Consider the following 23,497-nt stretch of genomic DNA (forward strand, 5'->3'; position numbering starts at 1 on the left):
CCCATGCCCCATTCCCAATTCCCAATTCCCAATTCCCAGAAAAAATTAAACAATTGTTATAAGAGAATGACTATACTTCTCATTGAGATACTTTAACAAATATGAGGAAAATTATTTGAACCAGATAATTTCTTAAATTGACTTCTAGTCAGCCTTGAGAAAAAGGGCGACATTGCATGAACTGGAACAGCCAGGAAATTTAATGTCGCCATATAGCCAAAACATTCTCATAAATGTTACAATTATTAATAAGGCTCCCATAAAAAAATGTTTAAGAAGCTACCTTTTATCTAACTGTAGATACTTGTGAAAAGTAGGAAATAACTGTAAGTTTTAGCAGTTAAGAAACCTAGATTTGATTATTATGAGCAGCCGAGTTTCTCGGGCGCGTAAGTTGCAAACCATAGCATGGGTTCCCAGTCTGACTGGGTAGCACCCTAATAAAGCATCTATCCCTTAATGACCCTACCGCCAAACCCATCATTACCAAAGAGTAGCGCCATGAAGACCGCTCAGACAGCCACAGACCTCGTGCGGACTTACCTGCGTGAGATTGGCCGTGTGCCACTCTTAACCCACGAGGAAGAGATTTTCTATGGTAAACAGGTGCAACGTTCCTGCGCTTTGCACGAATCAAGGGAAAGTCTTGCCAGCCAGTTAGGTCGTCAACCGACTCTAGAAGAGTGGGCCAAAGCGACAAAGCTAGAATCAGCAGAGTTGAACGAAGCGATCGCTGATGGTGAAATTGCCAAGCGCAAGATGGTAGAAGCCAATTTGCGGCTGGTAGTGTCCGTTGCCAAAAAGTACATCAAGCGCAACGTCGATTTACTGGACTTGATCCAAGAAGGTAGTATTGGTATGCAACGGGGCGTAGAAAAGTTTGACCCCACCAAAGGGTACAGATTTTCTACCTATGCCTATTGGTGGATTCGCCAAGCGATCACTCGTGCAATAGCCGAAAAAGCTCGTACTATTCGGCTGCCTATCCACATAACCGAAAAATTAAATAAGATTAAAAAGGCACAGCGCCAATTATCTCAAAAGTTGGGACGCGCTCCCACAGCTGGTGAGCTAGCTGAAGAATTAGAATTGACCCCCAAGCAAGTGCGAGAGTATCTAGAAAAGGCGCGTTTGCCCCTTTCCTTGGATTTGCGGCTGGGTGATAATTACGACACCGAACTTGGAGAAATGCTGGAAGATCCAGGAGCATCTCCCGAAGAGTTTGTCATGCAATCTTCCTTATCTTATGACTTAGATCGCCTGATGGGTGACCTCACGCCACAACAGAGGGAAGTGATCACGTTGCGCTTTGGCTTAACTGATGGGCAAGCCCTGACGCTGGCTAGAATTGGTGAAATACTGAACATCAGCCGGGAACGAGTTCGGCAAATTGAGCGGGAAGCCTTAACCAAACTTCGCAAGTCTAAAGCCAACATGGATGAATATTTGGCAAGTTAGTCATTTGTCATTAGTCATTTGTCATTAGTCCTTTGTTATTTACAAAAGACTAATGACCAATGGGTGAGAAAATACGCTGACTTTGGTACGGTTACACCTACTTCCACTCTTACGGTAGGCTGTTACATTAGTTGACAGGAAGACAAAATAACTAGCTAAGTCAAATCCAAAACAGGCATTTAGTATTCAAATCACAAGCACCGCAGCCAGCAGTGGTAGTTAAGGAGCTAAAAAATGAATAACCCATCCAATCGTGTCTCAGAATTTTTTAATAGCGAATCAGAAACTAGCGATTTACTATGGCAGTACGTTAAATCCTTGAGTCCAGAGACAGTTACCCAGCTATCCAAACCCACGTCTGCCGAAGTCTTTCAGGTAATGGAACGTAATATTACCGGACTGTTGGGAAATCTACCTTCAGAACACTTTGGTGTTACTGTAACCACAAATCGAGAAAATCTGGGTCGGCTTCTCGCTTCTGCGATGATTAGTGGTTATTTCTTGCGTAACGCGGAACAGAGAATGAGTTTTGAAGTGGCCGTACAAGGATCTGAAACCAACAACAGCGAAGTTGACTAGAAATATAAAATTTAGGAAATTTAATATTGTTCGGCTGATACCTAGTCACAGTCACGGCAATATGAATTTAAAGTAAGCCTCTGCGAAATCTTTGCCCCTAATTCCCAATCATGCATCAGGTCAGTCTTTTTAAAAAATCCAAAATACTAAGGAATTAAGGTGGAAATACAAACGCATAGGCGCTTCGCTTTCGCTCAGTGTAGGAACCCGGAGTTTTTAGATTTGGTTATCTGTGAACTCATGTAATTTGGTAATTAGTTCAACTAGAGGCATATTTCTAAATGATTAATAGAGATTGGTGAATAAACTAACAGAGGTAGAGGACATTCACAATAGAGACAAATTCATAAATACAAACTCGGCAGAGTTCAAACTAGTCTGCCGAGTTTTGTTATTAGAAGTTAGTATCCCTCGTCATCCCGTATTAACCGCTCTAGAGTATCTACCCATACGTTTTCTTCACTATCTAATGCCTTTGGATCAATTCTTTTCAATTCTTGCTTAAAATCTTCGATTTCTTCTTCAAAGTTTTTGACTAACAATAAATTTTTACCATAAGCAACTATAGAAGCTGCAAGTTGTTGAATGCTTGAATCAAAAAAAATAATTGATAAATTGCTTGGATTGATTGATACTATTTCACCTTTATTTTCTAAATTAAGGCATATTCGAGAAGATAAAGCTACTTCTGAGTTAAATAAAAAGTATTCATCAACTCCCAATATTCTTACCTTTCTCCCTATATCTGATAAGCTAGCATTGTTATCCAAACCAATTTCACTGAGAAAAATCATTCTTCCTATTACTTGAGAAGCACTTTCATAACCAATAGTGTGGAGTTGCCCTAAATGCCTTCTTGCAGATTCATCAATTTGAATATCTTCGTAAATTGGCTCAAAATCCATTGAGAATCTAAAATGATCAACTATATGTGGGAATCCTATCTTCAAGATAAATTCTCTGGTCTCATTAGGAAGGCTAATATTATGTACCCTCTCGGCATTTGCGTATACTAGATTTTTTTTGCCAAAAACTTCAACTATTTCATCCTCTAAAATCATAATTTACACTTACTTTAGCTATTCAAAATCTACCCCATATTTTACGAAGTCTTGATATTTTCGTGTTCTCTAAGAATTATTAATACCAACCTTTGTACGGATATGAATAGTACATTAATGTACCATTCGCAAAAGTAGTTACTCATGTCCCTTATCTCCCCAATTAACAATGAATGAAACCAGTTCTTTCCCACCCCATAAAATCATTGGTGTTGCAGTAATTTGGAATGACCAAAAGCAAATTTTAATCGATCGCCGTCGTCCAGAAGGAGTGATGGGTGGTTTGTGGGAATTTCCTGGTGGTAAAATTGAGCCTGGTGAAACTATCCAAGAGTGTATTCAACGGGAAATTTCCGAAGAACTGGGAATAGTGATTGAAGTGGAAGAGCATCTGATTACTATTGACCACACTTATACAGACTTGCGCGTTACCCTCACAGTACATCACTGCCGCCATGTTACAGGTGTTCCCCAAGCTTTAGAATCCGATGAAATTCGCTGGGTAACTTTGGAAGAACTGGAGCAGTTTACTTTTCCGAAAGCAAATATTCAAATTATTGCTGCGTTAAAAGGGAGTGAGGGAGTGAGGGAGGAGAATTAGGAATAAGAATTAAATAACATACAATTTTATGTCTCTGGCTTACCTCACCCTCAATCCCTCTCCTTATAAAGGAGAGGGAAGCTAGATACAGGATGAAGTTTTGCATTTTATTTAATCCACGTTCCTTAGTAACCAATGCCCAATGCCCAATGCCCAATGCCCAATGCCCAATGCCCAATGCCCAATGCCCAATACCGTAACAATCTATTAATTGCATCAGGTTGAGTCCCGCAATTTTCTACAATAGGCGCAGGGACTTTGATTTAAGGTGTCAGCAAATAAATGCCTAAAACCGTTGCCGATGTGATGAGCCGCGATCCTATTGTCGTCCGGGCGGAAACTCCACTGAAGGAAGCTATCCAAATTCTCGCAGAACGCCACATCAGCGGACTACCTGTTGTGGATGATGTCGGTAAATTGGTGGGCATTATCTCAGAAACCGATTTGATGTGGCAAGAAACTGGTGTTACTCCACCTGCGTACATTATGTTTCTTGATAGCGTTATCTATTTAAAAAATCCTGCTACTTATGATCGTGACTTGCACAAGGCTCTAGGGCAAACCGTTGGGGAGGTGATGAGTAAAAACCCGATCGCTATTTCCCCTGATAAAACTTTAAGGGAAGCAGCCACAATCATGCACGATCGCAGCGTTCACCGCTTGCCAGTACTTGACAGCACGGGTCAAGTAATTGGTATCCTCACTCGTGGTGATATTATTCGGGCAATGGCTGCCAGTCAAGATTAGTCATTGGTCATTAGTCATTAGTCATTAGTCAAGAGTTTTTAACACTGAACTGTTGACTAATGACTGTTTTTTACACCTTTGAAAATCAAGGATAACTAAATGAGTATTACTCCGGAGTCTGTTAAGCAATTGCTCAGTTCTGAGGATTTAGGCGATCGCTTACGTGCAGTCAATCAAATCCGCCAGCTGGAACCTGCGATCGGCTTTGAATTGATTCAAACTGCCATTGCCGATCGCAATTCCCGTGTCCGTTACTCGGCGGTGAGTCAAATGGATACACTCGGAACGCAGGATTTACAGTTATCCTTGGATATCTTGCGCGATCGCTTGCTTCATGACTCCGAAGTAGATGTACAAGCAGCAGCAGCAGACTGTTTGGGCGCTCTGAAGTTACGTGAAGCTTTTGAAGATTTGCAACAACTTTATTATACAACCGGTGAATGGCTAATACAATTCAGTATCATTGCGACATTAGGAGAGTTGGGCGATCCACGAGCCTTTGAACTACTCAAAGAGGCACTCTCTTCAGAAAACGAATTAGTCCAAACTGCTGCGATTAGTTCTTTGGGTGATTTGGGAGATTTACAAGCAGTTCCCCTGTTGGCTCCCTATGCTACCAATCCCGATTGGCAAATTCGTTACAGACTTGTACAAGCCTTGGCTCGTTTGGGTAGTGCAGAAGCTAAATCTATATTAGAAACTCTGGCTAATGATGAAATAGAAGCGATCGCACTTGAAGCCAAAAATTCTTTGCAATCAGTTTAAGTCTATTTCAGGTTAAGAAAATTCACCTTTAATATAGATTTGTCTGACAGGATAAAAAAATTCGATCTGGTTGGTAAATTTTGCATTCCAGCCAGATCGAATAGATAAATTAGAGTTACTTTTAGTTGCTAAAAGTAACTTGTTTATATTTGAGGATGGTCTATTGAATGACACTTTTGCGACGGCGAGACATAGCCATTACTGCACCTACTGCACCCAAGCCTAATAAAGCCGCTGGTTCAGGAACGGTAGTTACCGCAAGACCTGTGAAACTTGCATTAATTATTCCACCATTATTGTAAGTTGCTTGTGCATTAGTATCTTGAGTAACAAAAACGATATGTCCTGTTGCTTTACTTCCATCTTCAAAGAGTCCGTTGAAATTAAAGGTTATATCTATTCCTGCATTTCCTGATGCAAATGTTGCTGGATCGAGACTGGTCAAACTAAGCAGTTTTATTCCATCCAAAGCACCAACATCAATAAACCCGGAAGGTGAAATAAATGGATTTGTTTGGAAGCTTTTGATAAAACCTCTAGAATTAGATGTAAAATCTCCTGTCTGATCTGTAAGTAAAATTGCTCCTGGATCGGGAAGAAAGTTTACAGAGTTTTTGCTAAGAGTGGACAGAGTTACCTTATCAGAAGGATTTCTATCAGAAGTGCTGTAGTTAAAGCCACCAGTGTATGCTTGAGCAGAACCAGCAGAGGTAAACAACCCAGCAGTAGCTAAGGGGATTGCAGCAGTCAAAGCTAAAGTTGCATTTAGTAATTTAGATTTAAAACCAATCATTGTCGTTTTAGGCTCCTAGTAATAACTTTAAATCAGAGCAATTGCTTTACTTTCAATCTCAGTAATTTATGGAAAATACTGTCAGTGAAAGCGAAACTTGCGTGATGTATTTCTTATCTCCATAAAATCACATAGATTTAGAGCCTGCAAGATTTACTTAGTGGTCTTCATCACATCTTTAATGCATTACTATCCTTCATGAAATTTTAATTCCTTATATATCTGCACTTTGTATATCTTTCATTTCATAGGGTTTAAATTGTTCGCGATCGCTCTGACTTTAAGAAAGATCATTTACGTATAACCAATGTAATGATGATTTTTAATACCTAAATTTACTTAGCCATCTTTTAAATAAATGCAGTATGCAGTGTATCTACAATCTCTCCAGTTACTAATATTTAGTGAAACGGTTCCTCTCGTAGAATAAATGGGAGGAACCGCTGTATTTGTTTACTATGGATAATCTTTGTTATCAAATTGAATGTTTGTAATAAATAGCGGCTCTCCTAGACTAGTTATAGAAAATTAATACTTGATATCAGGTTAAGTCCTTATATAGTATGGGATTCAAGAATCAGAAAGCATATTTTCATTAAATCTAGAACTTACGCACTTTACAGATTGACCATCATGTGAATGGCAGGCTTTTTAAGCTAAAAGTCTTGCCCTGCCTCGTTCCCAGGCTCCGCTTGGGAATGCGATCAACTAGGCTCTGCCTCCCATCAAACCAGGAGGCAGAGCCTCCCATAAGAGCATTACAAGGCTAGAGCCTTGTAACGAGACGTAATTCACAGTTAGTTGTCTCTGTCAATGCGTAAGTCCTAAAATCTTTGATTCTATTTTAGCGAAACCTAGCTATATCAGGTGTTTTAGGTGTTTTTTAGTATTAATTTATCAAACGAAGTCTAGGAGAGCCTAAATAGCTAACTGCTAGCTATTACCGCCGTTCTCAAATCTGTCAGATTTTTCAAATGCTAAGAGCCAAATACCTGTGGCCAAGTTGTGACAACAAAAACTACAACTGCGGCGATCGCTAACAACCCTTGAATCAAATTTCCAACCAAAGACCCGACTACAATTCCTATACCCGCCTTAACTGCCAACCCAAATTCACGTCGGTAAAGGTACTCACCAATAATTGCTCCCAAAAGCGGCCCTAGTAAAATTCCTAACAATGGGCCTCCAAAAGGTAACGTTGGCAATAATCCCAAAAATCCCACCACCAAACCGACAATTGCGCCAATTTGCCCCCACTTGCTAGCTCCCGCTTGTTTTGCTCCCACATAACTAGCTAAAAAATCCACTCCGACACTCAGCAGTAAAACTAGAACTGTCACAATTAGGGGAATCTTGATAGCTGCAAAGGAACTACTAACGATTCCCCAGACGATAATTGCAATTAAAATTAAGCTGCTCCCAGGAATAGCTGGAACTACAGCACCGATAACACCCACAACCATTACGGCAATTAATAGCCAATAAATAATTTGCATAGATAAAATTGTAAATTTCCGAGTAGGGTAGCACAGCTGTCATTAGTGTTAACTTAACGTTAAAAGGGCGGTTAGAAACCGCGTCTACACAGACAAAACTCACCTCCGTGGGTTAAAAACCTTAATTTTCTCATTATCCTATTTAAAAACTCAAAACTAATGACGAGAAAACTATTAACTGGACTGAGTTCAGAAGCCTACGAACACCCCTTCGATCGCAAAGCCTTGGCTTCTTTGCAAAATATGCCCGGTGTCTCCTTACTACTCAAAAAAATTAACGAATACGGTATCGATCGCCTACTCAGGCTACAAAGCCTTGGTAGTGAAATTAGAATTTCGCCCCGTAATTTTCCCCAATTGCATCAGACATTTGTAGAAACCTGCCAAATTCTTGATGTTGTTCCACTTCCCGAACTGTATCTATTTCAAGGCACTGGTCACATTGAAACCTACATTGTTGGGGTGGAAAAACCCCTTGTTGGTATCAATTTAGATGCAATGGAGTGGCTTGACGCGGATGAGTTGCTTTATGTTTTCGGACACGAAGTCGCTCGCATCAAGAGTCAGCATATGGTGTATCACCAAATGGCAATTGTTATGCCAACTTTAAAAAATTTGTTGAGCAGTACCACACTGGGGATTGGTGGCTTGGTAGCTGGTGGAATGGAACTGGGTCTGTATAATTGGCGGATGATGGCTAGGTTCACTGCTGATCGGGCTGGTTTGCTGGCTTGTCAAGATATTGACGTAGCAACTACTACATTGATGAAACTCGCGGGTTTACCACACGAGTACTTAACTACTGCTGTAATCGAAGATTTCCTCGTGCAAGCCCGTGAGTTTGCATCCAATAACTTAGATACTGTCGATAAAGTCACCAAAATATTAAGCTATACAGAATCAGGGCTTTCTTGGGTAGTTATGCGGGCTGGCGAGTTATTAAAATGGGTTGATTCAGGGGAATATGAGAATTTAATTCAACAGAAAAATTTAAAGACACCGGAAGAACCGGAAGAAAAAGAAGAAAAAACACCGCAAGAAAAGGAAAGGTGGAATTTTTTGACTTCTTGGTAATTGAATTTTAGATTTTAGATTTTAGATTTTGGATTAAATTTTTCAATCTAAAATACGCTCGTGATGCTCAATGACTTGCTAATGCTGTGCTATCGGCAATTCAAAATCCTTTCATTGAGCGTGGGGTCATATCATGTGCGCTTAAAGACTTATCGTTTAGGCTGACGCGGGGACGCGGAGAGATTTTAATGATAAGTGATTAGCCGGACTTGATATCAATCTAAAATCCAAGTTGTGCTTCCAGCGCACCAAAGGTACAACCCAAAATCTAAAATTGGCTGACTTCTAAACTAGCGAACACCCTAAGTATTAAGAGTCACAGCAAGTTTATCAGCAATTGCTGCAATCCAGTTTTCATCTTGTTTGGTGTAACTGCGAGGAGCATTGGCTCCCAAAATTAGCGCACCTTGGTTGCCAATAGGTTGACAAATTACACCTTGAGTATTTTCTGGTAAATAATCAAATTCAAGCCTACCTGGATATATTTTTAGAGCAACTAGATAAATCGGCTTTTGTTTTTCGAGTACCTGTTTTAAGATTACTCCTGGTACAACCTCAGATTTAGTACCCAGAATCCCGCGACGCAACAAAACTTTACCTTGATAAAAAACTACAAGCGATCGCGTTACTGTATTAGTCAACAATAAATGAGATGCCCAGGCTAGCTCTGTTTTCACGGCTTCTGGTAAATCTGCTGCAAGTACAAAACCTTCTTCTCCAATTAGTTCTACAATATCAGGCGATCGCGGCTGAACTTGCTGCCAAATTAAACCCGTCAAAATTAACACCGCACTCAAAATCACGCCCACCACATCACCACGCGATTGAGACTGAGTTAGTTCCGATGTCAATAAACGGTTAATCAGCAAAAGCACAGCGCCTAGCCCACCCACCACAATGGGCAGACGCCGCAAAACTCGATTAGGATCAGATTTAGTCATTAGTTATTGGGCAAACAGGGCATTGGGCATTAGTTATTAATTATTCTCCTCTGCTCCCCTGCTTCCCTGCTCCCTCATCTCCGCCTGCTCCCTTATCTCCTCACTCCTCCCCTGGTTCAATAATCCGCTGGAAAAGATAACCAGTACCCCGCGCTGTGAGAATCAATTCTGGGTTGCTAGGATCATCTTCTAACTTTGCCCGCAAGCGGGATATATGTACATCTACTACGCGGGTATCCACATGACGTTCTGGTGTGTAACCCCATACTTCCTGCAAAATTTCCGAACGAGAAAAAGCTTCTCCAGAGCGACTGACTACCAACTCTAATAAGCTGAACTCCATACCCGTCAATCGAATTCGCTCATCGCCTTTGTAGACTTGTCGCTTATTCGTATCGATTTTAATATTAGCGACATGGATCACCCCAGAACTGGGAATGCCAGAACCACTGGTTTTGTCTACCCGCCGTAGCACCGAGCGAATTCTAGCTTCTAGCTCCTTGGGGGAAAATGGTTTAACTACGTAGTCATCTGCACCCAATTCTAGCCCAGTGATGCGATCGGCTACATCACCCAAGGCTGTTAGCATAATAATGGGGACATCTGATTCTTTTCGTAATTCTTGACATACACCATAGCCGTCTAGCTTTGGCATCATTACATCCAAAACTACCAGGTCAGGATCAGTTTTGCGAAAAGTTTCCAAAGCCTCTTCCCCGTCGCCAGCCGTCACTACATCGTAGCCAATCATGGAAAGGCGCGTTTCCAAAATCCGGCGAATGCTGGCTTCGTCGTCTACCACCAAGATTTTTTCTTTATGGCTTTCCAAGTTTCTCAAGGCTCCTTGACTAAAAATTTACATGATTAATTTTTAATACCATAATATTAAGATATCATTCCATGAAATGATTTGGAAAAAGCTCTAGATACTACTATGATTGGTTTTTAGTTTTTTTCAAGAATTAAGTAAATATTAAGATTATTTAATAAGATTTAAGAATGGCAAAGCCAAAAACCTTTTTTGTTTGTAACGAATGTGGAGCAGAATCGCCCCAGTGGTTTGGTAAGTGTCCAGCTTGCGGCACTTACAACTCTTTGGAAGAACAAATTTCTATCCAGTCATCAGTAGATGTACCCAGTCGGGGGGGAGTGAGTAGTTGGCAATCAACTCAAACCAATGGCAAATCTCACGCTAAACCAGCTAAAGCGCGAGCCTCCTTAACATTTGACCAAATTACCGATCGCCAAATTGCCCGGTGGGAGTCTGGTTATGGAGAATTGGATCGGGTACTTGGGGGTGGGGTTGTCCCTGGCTCTATGGTGCTGATTGGTGGTGATCCCGGCATCGGTAAATCGACTTTATTGTTGCAAGTATCAAATCAATTAGCACAGAAATATCGCATCCTTTACGTAACTGGTGAAGAATCGGGACAGCAGGTAAAATTACGAGCTTCTCGTTTGGGAGTATCGAAAAGCGTAAGTATAATTAACGATGCTCAGGCAACAGTGGTAGTAGATCCTACACTACCCATAGACCCTGATAGTATAGGCGCAGATTTATATGTACTGCCGGAAACAGATTTAGAAGAAATTTTACGGGAAATAGACTCTCTAAAACCCAACGTGGCGGTGATTGATAGTATCCAAACTGTGTTTTTTCCCGCTTTGACTTCTGCGCCTGGTTCTGTGGCTCAAGTACGGGAATGTACGGCAGCACTGATGAAGGTAGCGAAGCACGAAGATGTCACCATGCTGATTGTGGGACATGTCACCAAAGAAGGAGCGATCGCCGGGCCGAAAGTCTTAGAACATTTAGTAGATACGGTGTTGTATTTTGAAGGCGATCGCTTTGCTTCTCATCGGTTATTACGGACAGTAAAAAACCGCTTCGGCGCAACTCACGAAATCGGCATCTTTGAAATGGTAGCGGAGGGACTAAGGGAAGTCTCCAATCCCTCAGAGCTATTTTTAGGCAACCGTGACGATCCCGCTCCCGGTACTGCCATTGTCGTAGCTTGCGAAGGAACTCGTCCCATCGTTGTCGAGTTGCAAGCCCTTGTAAGCCCCACTAGCTACCCTTCCCCTCGGCGGGCTGGAACTGGCGTAGACTACAACCGCTTAGTGCAAATTCTCGCCGTCTTAGAAAAACGGGTGGGAATTCCGATGTCGAAATTGGATTCCTACGTTGCTTCTGCGGGTGGGTTGAATGTGGAAGAACCGGCGGTAGATTTGGGAATTGCGATCGCGATCGTTGCCAGTTTCCGCGATCGCATAGTTGATCCCGGTACAGTATTAATCGGTGAAGTTGGGCTAGGTGGACAAGTGCGATCGGTTTCCCAAATGGAACTGCGGTTAAAAGAAGCTGCTAAGTTGGGATTTAAACGAGCGATCGTGCCAAAAGGAACAAAATTTCCCGACCTTAATATTGAGATTTTGCCAGTATCTAAAGTAATAGATGCGATTATCGCCGCTATCCCGCATCAGGAATTGACAGCCGACGATTTAGAACCCGATGAAGATGAGTAGATACGTTGCACGCAAAGTCTCTACATTTAGCTCTTACTAAAGGAAAACCCACCATGACAGTTACCCAAGACTATCAAATCACTTGGGAAAAACTACCCGATGATTACAAACTGCCAGATGATCCAGTGGACAACATCAACCAACCAGCCTTAGCCGCAGCACTTACAGAAAGCTTAGAACTTGCCGGAAAACTTCCACCCAATGCCCTCACGCCAACTAATTACGGCATCTGCGCCACACTAAACGGCAAAATCGTCGTTAAAGCTCCAGACTGGGCGTATATTCCTAAAATTGGCGTTGATAGAGAAGAAGTAATACGCAGTTACACCCCTCAACTACAGGGTGACATTCCCGTAATTGTGATGGAATTTATTTCCGATACACAAGAGACAGAGTATTCTATCAAAGCGACATATCCCCCAGGAAAATGGTTTTTCTACGAGCGCATCTTAAAAGTACCAAACTACATCATCTTTGAACCAGATAGCGGCAGTGTCGAAATGTATCGCTTAGAAATCACAGAACAGTACATTTTGCAAGAGCCTGATGAAAATCAACGCTACTGGATAGCGGAAATGAATCTTTACCTTGGGGTGTGGCAAGGTACTCGTGAAAATCGCGCCGGAAACTGGTTGCGGTGGTGGGATGAACAAGGAAACCTTCTGCTTTGGGGTGGAGAATTAGCCGAACAGGAACGACAGCGTGCTGAACGACTAGCAGCACAATTGCGGGCAGCGGGGATTGAATCAGAAGTGTGATCAAATGTTTTAAGAAAAATTGAAAGTCACTGAATCCCCGGCTTGTTTGACAAGTCGGGGATCTTATTTCTCAAAAATGATTAAGTACGGCTGAATACCAGTTGTTAGGCTGAGGGTTTGAGTGCGATCGCTATAAGTTTATTACGATTGAATATACTGCTTATTATAGGCTCCATCAGAATTGCCTAAAGTTTACCTTGCTAAACGCTCTAGTAATGAAACAAATCAAAATTATTATCGAAAAACATTCTGACGGTTATGTTGCCTATCCTATTGGTATAAAAGGGGCGATAGTTGGTCAAGGTGATACTTATGAAGAAGCCTTAACCGATGTCAAGTCAGCTATTCGCTGCTACATTGAGATATTTGGCAAAGAAATGCTCGAAGATGACTCACCAGTAATTGAGGCTTTTCTGACAGAAGCAGAGGTGGCTATTTAATGCCGAAGTTTCCTGTCGATGCTCCGAAGAAGAGAGTTATAAAAGCATTTGAGTTGTTGGGGTTTCAGATTGTTCGGGAACGTGAACATATGATTTTTACAACCAAATGATTGGGAAAAAGTGCGTCAACGCATCCAGCAAATATGGTCTGATCTTGAAGAATAAAAGATATGACTTCTTCTCCCCATTACATCCCTCAATCTGATCCCCCGCTTCCTCCTTGGGAAACACTACCAACGATGTATGATTTACCAAGTGACAACCCAGAGGAACCAGGTTTGCCAGACGATTTTCACTTTTTACAACCCTTATTTTTATACTTAACTTTTCAGCCAATTAACTGGAATCCAGAATTAGTTTACAGTGCTGCTGACCTGAATCTCTACTATGATATCCAGCATCCTTTATGGTATAAACGCCCAGATTGGTTTGGTGTGGTAGGGGTAGGAAAATTATATAAAGGGCAGGACTTACGGTTAAGTTATGTAACTTGGCAAGAGCCAGCAAATCCCTTCGTGGTTATTGAGTTATTATCTCCAGGTACGGAAGACGAAGATTTAGGCACAAGAACAGAAAGTGCAGCAGATAAACCTCCTAGCAAATGGGAAGTTTATGAACGAATTTTGCGGATTCCCTACTATGTTGTTTTTAGTCGCTACACTAATGAACTTCGGGCTTTTCAGTTAGTAGGCGGTCACTATGAACCGATGAATTTAACTCATGGATGCCTACTAATGCCAGAGATAAATTTAAGTTTAGGCTTATGGCAGGGTTCATTTCGAGATATTGAAAGGTTGTGGTTAAGGTGGTTCACTTTAGAAGGAAAATTAATTCCCGCACCTACAGAGGAAGCTGTTGCTGCAACTGAACGAGCTATCATTGCGGAACAAGAAGCTACAGAAGCTAAACAAGAAGCTGCTCAAGCTAAACGAAAAGCAGAAAAATTAGCAGAACGTTTGCGTCAATTAGGCGTGAATCCTGATGAACTAGATGAATTATTGTAGCTTCAGGAGTCTTTTCTGATATGCAGCAGAATTTTCTGCTTTTGAGGAATCACACGTACTGAAAACTTTCATAGCCGATGCCGAGGCAGCTATTTAATAACAATATTTGCTCCCAGAAAGATTAACTTTTGAGAGCGATCGCATATTCATCACTTGAAATACATATAATATCTCCTTCGGGAAGTCTATAGCAACGTCAGTTTTTCTGAAAAACTATGATATCGCCCTATATCCTTACTCTTCCAAAGCTCAGTGCCAATTGGGTTACTAGGGGTAAGATAAGGTTCAACAGCGAATCAATCCAAAAAGCAATGCCCAGAGTACTCGCAGATATTACCGCAGACCCTGGTTATGTTCTGACTGCTAAAATACCTAAATATAAGTACTATGGGAAAACTACTCAGGTAAAAATTGTCTATTTGGTCACACAAGACCATCAAATGATTGTAGAAAAGTGTATTTCCTTGTGTTGATAGTGGTGCTAACCTCAATTTTAGGGATGTTATCAGCCTTTATCTGCTAGAGTTTCTGACTTTCAGCAAACTAGATAATCTATCAACAATAAAATCGCTAGGAGTGCGATGAGATGTCACAGTCCCCTATGACAAGACCAGAAATAGCTGCTGGAACTCTAATCGATAACCGCTATATTATCCAAAAACTTCTGGGACAGGGAGGATTGGGGCGAACTTACTTGGCGTTTGACACTCGTCGGTTTAATGAAGCTTGTGTTCTCAAAGAGTTTGCGCCCATTGGCACAGGGGAGAGTGGACTGGAACAATATCGCAACTTATTTAAAAGAGAGGCAAAAATTCTTCATCAATTGCAACATCCTCAAATTCCCAAGTTTTTGGCTTGCTTTGAAGGAGATGGTCGGTTATTCCTAGTACAAGAGTATGTTGACGGTAAAACATATTCTAGGCTGCTGGGAGAACTTCAACGTCAAGGAAGAAATTTTTCTGAAGAGGAAGTTATACAGTGGCTAAAGAATCTGCTGCCTGTTTTGGAATATGTCCACCAGCACAACATCATCCATCGAGATATTTCTCCTGACAATATCATGTTACCTGATGGCAAGGATCTGCCAGTGCTGATTGATTTCGGTGTCGGTAAGCAAATTGCTGACATGAACGAGGGGAGAAGTTCCAACCACCAAGTGACCTTTGTTGGCAAAATGTCTCTTGTAGGCAAAGTGGGATATGCTCCTCGCGAACAGATTAGCTTGGGTTTATGTTCCGCGTCTAGTGACCTTTATGCTTTAGGAGTAACAGCTATTGTACTACTCACAGGTAGAGATCCATCTTTACTAATGGATCAGTACTCCTTAGAATGGAACTGGCGTTATTATACCTATGTTACTGATAGGTTCGCTCAAGTACTCGATTGCATGTTGGCAGATAGACCTAACAAGCGATACCAAACAGCCAAGGAAGTTCTTATAGATTTAGAGCGGATTGGAGAACCAGAAGTGGCAATGTCTCCTGCAATCATGCTGGATGATTTGCCTGCTACGCTATTTAACCCGGAATTTCAGGCTATGTCGCCAATATCCCCGTCATACAACCAATCTGGAGAAACAATTTTTAGTTCATCTAGTTCACCTGCTAATCCGCAAATTGGTCGAATTGAACAACAACAACCTTCATTCCAACCAGCATTTATCAAACGTTGTCAGCAAGAGTTAGCCTACCACATCGGACCAATGGCAAATCTAGTTATGGAAGAAATATTAGCTCAAAATCCTTACATTTCACCTGACGAATTTATTGAACTAATAGCCAGGGAAATTCCTAACTTTCAAGCAGCTTTTGAATTCAAAAAAAGCTTATTATCATAGGGATTTGAACAATTTTAAATTTTGTTAGCGCCACGGAGAGCGAGTCCGCGTACCCCTACTAGACAAGCAAGCTACGCGCAGCGTCTTGTAGAGAGCGTCATTTTGAATTTTGAATTTGTTAATCCCCTGTACCTCCCTGAGTGCGTTTGATTCTTTTCATTGCCATTTCTAAACTTAACTGCATCCGTTTAAAGGCTTTAGCTAAATTACCAATTTCATCATTAGACATCTGCTCGAATTCAACTTCCATATGTCCGGTACTAACTTCTTCGGCTATGCGAGTCATGCGTTTAAGAGGCATAACAACTTGTCGATTTAAGAACAAATTGACTAACAGGATAGTTGCTATAAATATAGTTGATACAATTAGGATAATTAGTAAGGAAGACTGATGTGCCTTATTGATGACATTATTTGCAGGTACTGATATAATCTGAGCGCCGACAATATCATTAAGCTTCCACCCAAATCCATTAGCTGCACCATAAAGAGTAATCATACTTTGAGGTGCAACATCAGGTGTGCTATGACACTTAAGACAGCTTTCTTCAGAAATTGGCAGCGGACGAGCAATATAAAAGATATCCCCACCAGGAATTGAGCGAAATCCACTCACTTCTTTAAGGTCTGATTTATTTCTGAACCTTTCTACAATTTCCGTCTCAAAACCGTCAGCCTTATCCCGAAGATTTGTGGGATTGAGAGTTGCTTCTTTATAAAAGAAATCACGGTAGTTTGTTGTTTTCCGTAAAATCTCAAACACCTCCCGTGCTGAGTATGCAGGCACACTTTGCGGCAAAAACTCAGTTGCCAATTTATCAGCTAGCTCTGGATTCACTTGAGTACTGGTGTATTTACGAACAGAACTCATTGTTTCCATGAGCATGAGAGCAGTTGAGCTAATATCTTGTTTAGCATTCTCCCTGAGCAAAGAAGAAAGAGCAAATCCACTCAAGCTCAAACCGAATGTCAGAATTACCAGTAACAGAATTGTAAATTTTTGTTTCAGATTGAGATTCTTTAGCATAATTTCTGATTATTTACAAGTCAAATTATTGTGACCAAATATGGCTAAAGTTATCGTTTACTCTAGCATAAGCAATCAATTAAAGATTTTAGTATAAAGGTGATATAGGAATCCGATTTGATTCCTGAACTTACTTGCGTAGGGAGGGAACTCTTAACAGGGAACAAGGGAATAGATGTGTACTGAGTTATTTCAAGAATAAAATACGAGTCTTATAGTTTAGTTAAAACTATTAGGAAACACCCAACTTTGATATTAGTAATTATTGAGGTTAATGAAAATGTTCTTTAAGTAATTAAGTTCCAAAAAGCGACAACAGCAAAACAAAATTGAATTTCCAAAAATTCCTGTTGGCTGTTTTGATACCGTGCCAAAATAAATACCAGCAATTGTCAAATATTACTAATGGTGTGGAATGCAGGAAAGTCTTTATTCGGTGGACGCTACATTATTGAAAGCCAACTAGGCGAAGGCGGAATTGGCATTACTTATCTTGCCAGAAATCAACGGAATCAACAGCGAGTGATTAAAACCCTCAAAGAAGAAATCCTGAATCATCCCGCCTGGATACTCCACCGAAATAAGTTACGGCAAGACTTCCGTGATGAAGCAGTTCGACTGGCGGTGTGTCACCATCCTCATATAGTACAGATAGAAACCATCTTCGATGAGGGAAATTTGCCCTGTATGGTGATGGATTACATCGAAGGCGAAGACTTAGCACAGCGCTTGAGGCGGATAGGGGTACTATCAGAAGCAGAAGCGTTGCTGTATATCAGGCAAATTGGCGAGGCTTTGACGCTAATTCACTCTAAAGGACTGCTGCATCGGGATCTCAAGCCACGTAACATTATGATCCGCATTGATAAATCAGAAGCAGTGCTGATAGACTTTGGGATCGCTAGAGAATTTATTCCTAATATGATCCAAAGGCATACCGTGTATCGTACTCCTGGTTTTGCCCCACCTGAGCAGTATGAATCAGAAGCGCCACGAGGAGAATATATTGATATTTACGCCCTAGCTGCTACCTTGTATAATTTGCTGACCGCCGTTATTCCGACGAGTGCAGATGATCGGCGTCACAATATTAATTTAGAACCACCACAATATTTTAATCCTAATATTAGCAACAGGGTGAATCAGGCTATTATGTGCGGCATGGATTTGGAGTCAACCTATCGTCCCCAGTCTGTGCAGGAGTGGTTGGATTTATTGGGGACTGATAGTAGGGAGAATGTAACACTAATATCATCTACTTTGGTGATAACGCCTAGATTTAAACCACCTCGACCTGTTGTATTAGATCAACAGAACTGGCAATGTGTACAGACCCTGAAAGGTCATTCTAGTATGGTTCATGCGATCGCCATTAGTCCAGACGGGCAATTTATTGCTAGTGGCAGTAATGACAAGACTATCAAACTTTGGCAACTGGGTACTGGCAAGTTAGTGCGTCAACTGGGTCGTTGGTCTTCTGGTCATTCCAATATGGTTCATTCCGTCGCCTTTAGCCCAATTTCCTCAAACCTTTCTTATCAAGGGGAGTCCGGCAAATCTGCGGGAGTTGCAGACCTGAACCGGGGGATTTTGGCTAGCGGTAGTTGGGATAACACAATCAAATTGTGGGATGCAAACACAGGCAAAGAAATTCGTACTCTCATTGGTCATGCTAATTGGGTGAATTCCGTTGCCTTTAGTCCAGATGGCAAGTTTCTGGCTAGCGGCAGTGCTGACTGCACAATTAAACTGTGGCAGGTACACACAGGCATAGAAATCCAAACTCTTACAGGTCATTCTGACTCAGTTTCATCAGTCGCCTACTCTCCGAGAACGCCAACAACGAATAGTAAGGATAGACAGCTGGTGGCTAGTGGCAGTAATGACTACACCATCAAACTGTGGCAAGTATACACAGGCAGAAACATTTGCACACTTACAGGTCATTCCTTCTTCGTCAACTGTATCGCCTTCAGCCAAGATGGGGAAATTATCGCCAGTGGCAGTGGTGACAACACAATTAAACTGTGGGATGTAAACACAGGTAGAGAAATTCGTACTCTCATTGGTCATTCTGATTCAGTTTGGTCAGTCGCCTTTAGCCAGGATGGGCAATTTCTCGCTAGTGGCAGTTGGGACAACACTATTAAACTGTGGCACGTACACAGTGGCAAAGAAATCAGCACACTTACAGGGCATTCCAACTATATTAGATGCGTTACCTTCAGTCCCAATGGCCAAACCCTAGTTAGCGGTGGTGATGACGACACTATCAAGATTTGGCGACGGGGATAATAAATAATTCATAATTCATAATTCATAATCCATAATTCATAAACCTACAGATAGAACTGCGATCGCCCCAAATTTGTGACAATAATGACGGCAACCGTGATTTTGGAACAATAATTTTTATGGGCTTTGGTATTGGTGATTTATTCTGGATTTTCCTCCTTCTGACTTCTTTGCAACCCCTTTGGCAAAAACGTCAAATAGAATATCGGCGCTTGCGTGCTTTAGAAGAATTCCAGCAAGAACGCAAAAGTCGGGTGATTTTGTTGATTCACCGCCAAGAGTCCCTTAGCTTCCTGGGAATTCCCATATCTCGCTACATTACTATCGAAGACTCAGAACAAATATTGCGAGCAATTCGCCTCACACCGCAAGATGTGCCGATTGACTTAATTTTGCACACTCCTGGTGGTTTGGTTTTGGCTACAGAACAAATCGCCAGAGCGTTAATTCGCCACCAAGCAAAAGTCACAGTCTTTGTCCCCCACTACGCCATGAGTGGCGGTACAATGCTGGCGATCGCCTCTGATGAAATTATTATGGATGCTAACGCTGTCTTGGGGCCAGTTGATCCCCAATTGGGTAATTACCCCGCAGCGAGTATCCTGAAAGTAGTTGAAGATAAACCCATCAGTGAGATTGATGACCAAACTCTAATTATGGCCGACCTCTCACGCAAAGCAATTCAGCAGGTACAGAGGTTTGTACGAACTCTGCTTAAAGACAGTATACCTAAACAAAAAGTTCTGCCAGAAAATATCGAATCGATTATCGAAGCCTTGACAACTGGGCGCGTCACCCACGACTATCCCATCACTATTGAAGAAGCAACAGAAATGGGGCTGCCCGTAACTGTCGGACTGCCCCATTCTATTTATGATCTCATGGACTTGTACCCACAGCCACAAGGAGGGCGACCCAGCGTGCAGTACATTCCTATGCCTTACAATGACCGCCGTCCAACTCTACCTACACCCAAGGGTAGACCCTTAGAAGAACCAAATCAGATGACTTGATTAGCTCTGGGGTAGGAGTTTTTTGTGGCGACTAGGGTGTAGATGTCGGTGTAGACATCGGTGTAGCTGTCGGTGTAGACATCGGTGTAGCTGTCGGTGTAGCTGTCGGTGTAGCCGTTGGTGTAGCTGTCGGTGTAGCTGTCGGTGTAGACATCGGTTTAGCTGTTGGTTTAGTCGTCGGTTTAGCCGTCGGTTTAGCCGTTGGTTTAGCCGTCGGTGTAGCTGTTGGTGTAGCCGTTGGTGTAGCCGTTGGTGTAGCCGTTGGCTGACTGAAGAGTGTCTTTGCTTCCTCATTCACCTTTTGGCGGAGTGCTAAATTAGCAATTCCAGTTTCTTGCAACTGATATTTCTTCTGATACTCCTTCACCACTTCTTCCGTGCGGGAACCATAAAAATGATCGCGCGGCAGCGGAGGATTTGGCTTCACCACTGCATTCAAATTTCTGTGCAGAATTTTAACGATGTTAGCAGCAAAATCTTGGGTTTTTGCCCCTGCTATCCCATCAACTGGTTTTAGCTTATAACCCGTCTGAAATTCACGAATTGCCTTTTTAGTTTCCTCATCCGTCAAAGCACTATTTGTTACCTTGACGTTATAGCCTAACCCCCGCAATACAGCACGGAATTGCTGGGGCGTATAGCTACGCTGAGGGGCTGCGAAACCTGTGTCTGCAATTACCACACTAGCAGTTATCAGGCAAGTAACAGCAAAGGTCGCGCTTGATTTTCCAAACCCACACCACATACTTAAAACTCCTTTGGATTAAATCAGCAGGATTGTAAAGGTTAACAGCTGCATTTTAAGTTTGTTTAATAACTTTTTTCGCGATTATTTAATGATTTTTGAATAAATTTTGAATTATTTTTGTAAAATTTAACTTAAATTACAAAAACAACTTTATGTCATCTATCCAAAGAAGTATCTTACTATTAGCAGAGATAGTTATCATTTGAATCGAATACACCCCTTGAACACTAAACTCTAGTTGGGTTGCACAGATGTGTATGGGTGTCAATTTAAATCCTGGCGAATAGAATTCGCGGCTATACAAACGTACTCCTTTAGAGAACCCGTACCACTTCGTGGAAGCAAGGTATGCGTAGCGTCTCCGTCAGGAGAAGGGTAAGTCTAAAGAAAAATTGAGTAGTTTAAACCCACGGAGGTGGGTAAAGCCTCGTGTAGACGAGCCAGTGCGTTGGGCGGCGAGCTACTCTTGTTGCACCTGAAGTGGTTTACCCCATGAACGACTGGCGTCGGTAATACCCGATTTCTCCCTTGCGCGTGGTTTCTAACCGCCCTTTTAACGTTAAGTTGACTACTGGGATCTACTCAACTGCAAATTGCTGTAATTTTTTGGAAAGAGCCGAAAATTGATAGATGAAAGAGTTTATATTTCAAATATTCAAAAAATGTATAATATATGACAAAAAATGAAAGACATAAAATCTTCTAAGCAGCGGAATATTTGGTTTGAAAGATTTATGGCAATTACTGCCACCGTAAATTTAGGTTTAGTTTTGTTTGATTTAAGTTACGTACCTGGGCGAGATTTTTACTTGCGAAAACTTCCCCAAATTATTCAGATTTATGACCCAATAAAAGGTATTGAACGCCATCGAGAGACAAAAAATTATTTAGAAATAGTAAAGGCATTAGAAGAACAAGTCAACCAAACAGGATTACAGTCGCCCCAGGTAAATAGCAGGCTAGAGGAAATAAGGCGTCTGAGCAACGAGATGATTGACACTAACCCGTTTGCGGGAGTGAATAAGAGTGGTACTCTGGAAAAAATCAAAAAGCGAATGCGCGATCGCATCGGTAACGAATCTGCAAAACAGTCCTTTGCCACTTTTTGGAGTCAGCCTTATTTATCACAAAAAGGCTGGGTTAAAGAAATTAATTTTTTTGACAAGAGCATCCGCCCTTTGATTGACTCTAACTACTACCGCCAAATCGGGGAAAGTGGCGAATATATTGATGATTTCTGGATTATTGACTTACCTTTTGTGATTTTATTTGGCGTAGAATTGCTGGGGCGTACTTTCTTGCTCAGACGCCAACATCCTGCTTTTAGCTGGTTGGAAGCAGTATTGTGGCGTTGGTACGATTTATTTTTACTACTGCCATTTTGGCGGGGGTTGCGAATCATACCTGTATTAATTCGCCTCGATCAAGCGCGGTTATTGAATCTGCATCCAGTGCGAAAGCAAATTAATCAAGGGATTGTCGCCAATTTTGCCGAAGAACTGACAGAAATTGTAGTGGTAAGGGTAATTAACCAGCTTCAGGGTTCAATTAGGCGAGGTGAGTTAACGCGCTGGCTCTCACAACAGGAAAATTTACGTCCCTACATAGATATTAATAATGTGAATGAAGTGGAAGCGATCGCAGGTCTTTTGCTAAAAACAATCGTCTACGAAGTGCTACCCGATATCCAACCTGCGATCGTTGCCATTTTGCGCCACAATATCGAAACCGTCTTCCATCAAGTCCCCGTCTACCGCAACCTTCAGAACCTCCCTGGTGTGGGACAGGCCCAAACCCAGTTAAGCGAACAGCTGGCAACCCAAATCACAACTAATCTTTACAAAACTTTAGTTAGTGCTGTTGAAGACCCTGTTGGCGCAAAACTCACCAGTCAACTGGTACAAAGCTTCAGCGAAGCCTTGGGAGCGGAAATCAAGGAAAAACACGTACTTTCAGAAATCCAGAGTTTACTTTTTGACTTCTTAGAGGAAATCAAACTCAACTACGTCCAGCGTTTGTCGCAAGAAGATATAGACCAAATTATCGAGCAAACCAGGCAGCTACGAACACAAGTATCAGTTTCATCAGTAGTGAATAAAAGCACCGCTCTCCCAGAGATACGGGAAGGGTAGAGGGACTGGGGACTGGGGACTGGAGATAATTCAGTTCTTAGTCCTTACTAGAGCTTTGCGTAAAATCGTGGGGAATTGAGGGTTGAAATTTAAACGCAGATGCGCTTCGCCTTCCCGCAGGGTAGGGGCGCAGAGGTACGCAGAGAATTCGCTACGAATTAATTGTACTTACTTCCTAGTCCCCAATCCCCAATCCCCAATC

General features: G+C 41.8%; 22 protein-coding genes. 15 read left to right on the forward strand and 7 right to left on the reverse strand.

The genetic code is table 11. The features are described 5' to 3' along the window. Positions 1–501: 501 nt before the first annotated feature. Together HWQ41_RS17515 and HWQ41_RS17520 are read left to right on the forward strand one after the other, a co-directional pair. Entirely contained in the window at positions 502–1,458 is a 957-nt protein-coding gene (locus HWQ41_RS17515) for an RNA polymerase sigma factor, RpoD/SigA family (protein ID WP_292765308.1), read from the forward strand. A gap of 234 nt (positions 1,459–1,692) precedes the next feature. Then, on the forward strand, positions 1,693–2,037 hold the full coding sequence (locus tag HWQ41_RS17520) for a DUF760 domain-containing protein (protein ID WP_292765310.1): 345 nt from the start codon (positions 1,693–1,695) through the stop codon (positions 2,035–2,037). A gap of 401 nt (positions 2,038–2,438) precedes the next feature. Here HWQ41_RS17520 and HWQ41_RS17525 read toward each other — a convergent pair whose 3' ends face one another. Continuing rightward, positions 2,439–3,098 carry an SUKH-4 family immunity protein gene (locus HWQ41_RS17525; protein WP_292765313.1) on the reverse strand — a complete coding sequence of 220 codons (660 nt, stop codon included), beginning with the start codon at positions 3,096–3,098 and terminating at the stop codon, positions 2,439–2,441. Positions 3,099–3,267: 169 nt separating this feature from the next. Here HWQ41_RS17525 and mutT point away from each other — a divergent pair, with 169 nt between their 5' ends. The 3 genes from mutT to nblB all read left to right on the forward strand — a co-directional run bounded on the left by mutT (position 3,268) and on the right by nblB (position 5,211). Beyond that, positions 3,268–3,699 (forward strand): 8-oxo-dGTP diphosphatase MutT, encoded by a 432-nt coding sequence (mutT, locus tag HWQ41_RS17530; protein ID WP_292765316.1) that lies wholly within the window; start codon positions 3,268–3,270, stop codon positions 3,697–3,699. Between the two features lie 282 nt (positions 3,700–3,981). Then, positions 3,982–4,446 carry a CBS domain-containing protein gene (locus HWQ41_RS17535; protein WP_292765319.1) on the forward strand — a complete coding sequence of 155 codons (465 nt, stop codon included), beginning with the start codon at positions 3,982–3,984 and terminating at the stop codon, positions 4,444–4,446. Positions 4,447–4,545: 99 nt separating this feature from the next. Next, positions 4,546–5,211, forward strand: a complete 666-nt coding sequence (gene nblB, locus HWQ41_RS17540) for a phycobilisome degradation protein NblB (RefSeq protein WP_292765322.1) — start codon at positions 4,546–4,548, stop codon at positions 5,209–5,211. Positions 5,212–5,371: 160 nt separating this feature from the next. Here nblB and HWQ41_RS17545 read toward each other — a convergent pair whose 3' ends face one another. Both HWQ41_RS17545 and HWQ41_RS17550 read right to left on the reverse strand, forming a co-directional pair. Further along, complete coding sequence (locus tag HWQ41_RS17545) at positions 5,372–6,004, reverse strand: PEP-CTERM sorting domain-containing protein (RefSeq protein WP_292765325.1); 633 nt, start codon at positions 6,002–6,004, stop codon at positions 5,372–5,374. Between the two features lie 977 nt (positions 6,005–6,981). Next, positions 6,982–7,500, reverse strand: coding sequence for a DUF456 domain-containing protein (locus tag HWQ41_RS17550; RefSeq protein WP_292765328.1), 519 nt, complete (start codon positions 7,498–7,500; stop codon positions 6,982–6,984). Positions 7,501–7,659: 159 nt separating this feature from the next. Between HWQ41_RS17550 and HWQ41_RS17555 the strand changes: the two genes are divergently transcribed. Then, on the forward strand, positions 7,660–8,574 hold the full coding sequence (locus tag HWQ41_RS17555) for a M48 family metallopeptidase (RefSeq protein ID WP_292765331.1): 915 nt from the start codon (positions 7,660–7,662) through the stop codon (positions 8,572–8,574). A 302-nt stretch (positions 8,575–8,876) separates the two neighbouring features. On the opposite strand, the gene HWQ41_RS17560 is transcribed toward HWQ41_RS17555, so the two are convergent. Further along, positions 8,877–9,515 (reverse strand): cofactor assembly of complex C subunit B, encoded by a 639-nt coding sequence (locus tag HWQ41_RS17560; RefSeq protein ID WP_292765334.1) that lies wholly within the window; start codon positions 9,513–9,515, stop codon positions 8,877–8,879. Positions 9,516–9,615: 100 nt separating this feature from the next. After that, the gene (gene rpaB, locus HWQ41_RS17565) at positions 9,616–10,344 is read right to left on the reverse strand and encodes a response regulator transcription factor RpaB (protein WP_292765338.1); all 729 of its coding nucleotides are present in this window, start codon (positions 10,342–10,344) and stop codon (positions 9,616–9,618) included. A gap of 170 nt (positions 10,345–10,514) precedes the next feature. Between rpaB and radA the strand changes: the two genes are divergently transcribed. The 6 genes from radA (at position 10,515) to HWQ41_RS17595 (ending at position 16,080) form a co-directional block, all read left to right on the forward strand. Next, entirely contained in the window at positions 10,515–12,041 is a 1,527-nt protein-coding gene (radA, locus tag HWQ41_RS17570; RefSeq protein WP_292765340.1) for a DNA repair protein RadA, read from the forward strand. Positions 12,042–12,094: 53 nt separating this feature from the next. Then, positions 12,095–12,799, forward strand: a complete 705-nt coding sequence (locus HWQ41_RS17575; protein WP_292765343.1) for a Uma2 family endonuclease — start codon at positions 12,095–12,097, stop codon at positions 12,797–12,799. Between the two features lie 215 nt (positions 12,800–13,014). Next, entirely contained in the window at positions 13,015–13,239 is a 225-nt protein-coding gene (locus HWQ41_RS17580) for a hypothetical protein (protein WP_292765346.1), read from the forward strand. A gap of 170 nt (positions 13,240–13,409) precedes the next feature. Further along, on the forward strand, positions 13,410–14,243 hold the full coding sequence (locus HWQ41_RS17585; RefSeq protein ID WP_292765348.1) for a Uma2 family endonuclease: 834 nt from the start codon (positions 13,410–13,412) through the stop codon (positions 14,241–14,243). Between the two features lie 311 nt (positions 14,244–14,554). Further along, positions 14,555–14,716, forward strand: coding sequence for a hypothetical protein (locus HWQ41_RS17590; RefSeq protein WP_292765351.1), 162 nt, complete (start codon positions 14,555–14,557; stop codon positions 14,714–14,716). A 113-nt stretch (positions 14,717–14,829) separates the two neighbouring features. After that, positions 14,830–16,080, forward strand: coding sequence for a serine/threonine-protein kinase (locus HWQ41_RS17595; protein WP_292765354.1), 1,251 nt, complete (start codon positions 14,830–14,832; stop codon positions 16,078–16,080). Between the two features lie 118 nt (positions 16,081–16,198). On the opposite strand, the gene HWQ41_RS17600 is transcribed toward HWQ41_RS17595, so the two are convergent. Beyond that, positions 16,199–17,107, reverse strand: a complete 909-nt coding sequence (locus HWQ41_RS17600; protein ID WP_292765356.1) for a DUF3365 domain-containing protein — start codon at positions 17,105–17,107, stop codon at positions 16,199–16,201. 405 nt (positions 17,108–17,512) lie between these two features. Here HWQ41_RS17600 and HWQ41_RS17605 point away from each other — a divergent pair, with 405 nt between their 5' ends. Next, positions 17,513–19,402, forward strand: a complete 1,890-nt coding sequence (locus tag HWQ41_RS17605) for a serine/threonine-protein kinase (RefSeq protein ID WP_292765357.1) — start codon at positions 17,513–17,515, stop codon at positions 19,400–19,402. Positions 19,403–19,521: 119 nt separating this feature from the next. Next, positions 19,522–20,415 carry a hypothetical protein gene (locus HWQ41_RS17610; RefSeq protein WP_292765359.1) on the forward strand — a complete coding sequence of 298 codons (894 nt, stop codon included), beginning with the start codon at positions 19,522–19,524 and terminating at the stop codon, positions 20,413–20,415. A 31-nt stretch (positions 20,416–20,446) separates the two neighbouring features. On the opposite strand, the gene HWQ41_RS17615 is transcribed toward HWQ41_RS17610, so the two are convergent. Then, on the reverse strand, positions 20,447–21,160 hold the full coding sequence (locus tag HWQ41_RS17615; protein ID WP_292765361.1) for a peptidoglycan-binding protein: 714 nt from the start codon (positions 21,158–21,160) through the stop codon (positions 20,447–20,449). Positions 21,161–21,846: 686 nt separating this feature from the next. Here HWQ41_RS17615 and HWQ41_RS17620 point away from each other — a divergent pair. Then, on the forward strand, positions 21,847–23,295 hold the full coding sequence (locus tag HWQ41_RS17620; RefSeq protein WP_292765363.1) for a hypothetical protein: 1,449 nt from the start codon (positions 21,847–21,849) through the stop codon (positions 23,293–23,295). The last annotated feature ends 202 nt before the right edge of the window (positions 23,296–23,497 follow it).

Source organism: Nostoc sp. NOS(2021) (assembly GCF_017115025.1).
In the GTDB taxonomy this organism is placed as follows: Bacteria; Cyanobacteriota; Cyanobacteriia; order Cyanobacteriales; family Nostocaceae; genus Nostoc.